General features: G+C 39.5%; 3 protein-coding genes and 1 pseudogene. 1 reads left to right on the forward strand and 3 read right to left on the reverse strand.

Annotation, left to right across the window (positions count from 1 at the left end; translation table 11 throughout):
- The coding region (locus ACH0QE_RS11805; RefSeq protein WP_415800846.1) for a nucleotidyltransferase domain-containing protein at positions 1-580 on the reverse strand (580 nt) is incomplete at its 3' end.
- A 5-nt stretch (positions 581-585) separates the two neighbouring features.
- Positions 586-1,437 carry a patatin-like phospholipase family protein gene (locus tag ACH0QE_RS11810; protein WP_415800847.1) on the reverse strand — a complete coding sequence of 284 codons (852 nt, stop codon included), beginning with the start codon at positions 1,435-1,437 and terminating at the stop codon, positions 586-588.
- A gap of 336 nt (positions 1,438-1,773) precedes the next feature.
- Here ACH0QE_RS11810 and ACH0QE_RS11815 point away from each other — a divergent pair, with 336 nt between their 5' ends.
- Positions 1,774-2,493, forward strand: coding sequence for a phosphatase PAP2 family protein (locus tag ACH0QE_RS11815; RefSeq protein ID WP_415800848.1), 720 nt, complete (start codon positions 1,774-1,776; stop codon positions 2,491-2,493).
- Between the two features lie 22 nt (positions 2,494-2,515).
- Here ACH0QE_RS11815 and ACH0QE_RS11820 read toward each other — a convergent pair.
- A pseudogene (locus ACH0QE_RS11820) lies at positions 2,516-2,699 on the reverse strand (AAA family ATPase); the annotation flags it as partial.

The following is a 2,699-nucleotide window of genomic DNA, read 5'->3' on the forward strand; positions in this document are numbered from 1 at the left end:
GCAATGATGCTTCTACCGTCTTCAAACCCAATTGTGCTCGTTCAGGTTTATATCTATGCAGCAACACTCTTGATAGATGTAACATTGCATGATTAAGCATATTCACTGACCATAAATCATTGCCGCGTGCTGCAGATTTTTTATATTGAAAAAGAAACCAGACGGTGTCATCGACTGCATCCTGGAATTCATTTTCAGATAACCTGAGGTTTTGAGTGTTTTTGAACTTTTCCAAACGGTGATCCGGGTCGTAAATGACTTTAATGAAGTCTTTTTCAATAAAAGTCTGCTCTGTTACTGTAAATAAATCGAAATGAAGCATATTTTCATATACGGCAAGAATCTGTGGTGCAACGATGAAAATGTCGTCATGAAAAAGTAATTTTCCATATGACTCTAGATGATGTATCCGAGTGTGAAGGAAATCATCAAGGTCTTTCTCTTCCACAAGGCAATACAAATCCAAATCAGAATGTTCGTCTTGCTCGCCGCGTCCAACAGATCCTTTCACAAAAATAGCTTGAACTCTTTTGTCTCGTTTAAGGCTATTTGACAAAACTTCAAGTGCATCATTTAACATCGTCTTTACTCGCCCAGCCAGTCTATCAATTCATCGAAACTTTCCTTCACATCTTCATATCCAACTTCATACAATTGAGTCAGTTTATCGGGATTGCGCTCAACTCTTCCCACTTTGAGATCCTTTGAAGGCCTTATTACGAAGACTTCATTTTTTGCTTCAAGTTCTTCAATATAGTCAAGAGTTTCGTTATACATCTTGTAGCGTGTCTCAAGCGCGGTGTGCAGCCCTTTGTATTCCTTATATACATATCTTGGCAGCCAGGAAAGGGAAGATTTCTTCTTGCGATATCCTTTTGGTTTCGTTAAAACAATGACGCTTTTTTCCACGCCATCAGCCATTGCTTTCCTTATTGGAATTGGATCCGCAATGCCGCCATCCATCAACGTCCTGCCCTGGAACTCGATAGCCGGTGCCATGAAGGGCAGTGTACTGGAGGCTCTGATGATTTTAAGGAAATCCTCTGGCACATCATTTTTATCAAAATATACCGGTTCGCCGGTGATACAATCGGTCGTACCAACAAGAAACTTTTCAGCAGCGCTGTTGAACGTTTCAAAATCAAATGGAACGAGCTCATTAGGGAGCTTATTAAAAATGAAGTCCATCCCGAACAATTCCTTTTTTAATAGTAAATTTTTATAAGAAATATAATCTTGGTGTCTTACATAATCAATCGTGACCTGCTTGTTGCGTCCAGGCTGCCTGGCAACATAGGAAGAACCCTGGCATGCACCTGCAGAAACCCCGATGACATACGGGAAAAATAATTCTTTTTCTAAAAAGTGCTCCAGCACCCCTGCAGTGTAGACACCTCTCATGCCTCCACCTTCAAGAATCAAACCACTGCTAAACACTCATACTCCCCCTTAAAATCTATTTCTATCAGTCTCATGTTGTTTTCTATAAAAATAGTCTATCACAGAGTATGCAAATTTTTACAAGTTATGATTGTGAAAAAGTAATTTTGGGGATTTCATCCTCATGCACAAATATAAAATGCTCGACTAAATTTTATTGGTAAAATAAATCATCCGCTGTCGTAAACAAATCTGTATCGTTTACTCATATTTATGTCGGGTAAAAGTTCAATATAGTTTGGAAAGATGCGCGGTTAGCGGATCAGAAAATCTAATAAATTTAGGGATTTACATAATGGCTATTTTTGATGTTGAAAAAAGGAGGTAGGGGCTGTGGAGTTAAATAAGGAAGAATTAAAGCAGGCAGGTTTGCCGTTTTTGCTGATGATCGCTGGAGCTGGATTGTCGGTTCTTTTTATCGTCATATTCTCGGAATTAGCTGAGGAAATACTGGAAAACGAAATCATTGCGATTGATGAGGCGTTCATAAAAAGGATTATACAGATCGAAAACGGTACTCTGGACCAAATTATGATTTTTGTTACTGAGCTAGGTTCTGTTTGGTTTTTGTCGTTATGCACACTTGCTGCAGTAATCGCATTATGGGTAAAGGCAAAGGATAAATTAGGCATTCTGTTTTTATTGATTGCCATCGGTGGCGGGGGAGCGCTGACCAAATTGTTGAAACATCTTTACGGAAGAGGGCGTCCTTCTATTAATCCTGAGATCGATGCAATTGGCTACAGTTTTCCAAGCGGACATTCAATGGGTTCGCTGATTTTTTATGGATTTATCGCCTATTTGATTGTCCGCTCTGCCAGAAAGCCTATCATTAAAGGGACTGCCATTGCGGTTGCGGGCTTTCTGGTTATCTGGATAGGATTTACTCGAATCTACCTAGGAGCCCACTTTCCTAGCGATGTCCTGGCGGGCCATTTAGCCGGTGCAATCTGGCTTATGATTAACATACTTGCCCTGGAATGGATTAAATGGCAGGGTGATAATTTCATTAAAGTTACCAGGGAATTTAAGCGATTTATCAATAACCACTAAATATATTCAACTTTTTTCAGATTTATTCAGTTAATAGATGATGGATCATCCTTGGGGTATTTTCAAAAAACTGTTTCATGATGCGATAATGATTCGTTTCTTCCAGCTTTCTTTTAAAAATACCTTCTTCACTGAATTCATAGATCGCTGCATCTGGATAGGCCATGATGATTGGCGAATGCGTTGCGATGATCAGCTGGGAGTTA

Origin of the sequence: Mesobacillus sp. (genome assembly GCF_047739415.1) — a bacterium.
Taxonomy (GTDB): Bacteria; Bacillota; Bacilli; order Bacillales; family Cytobacillaceae; genus Mesobacillus.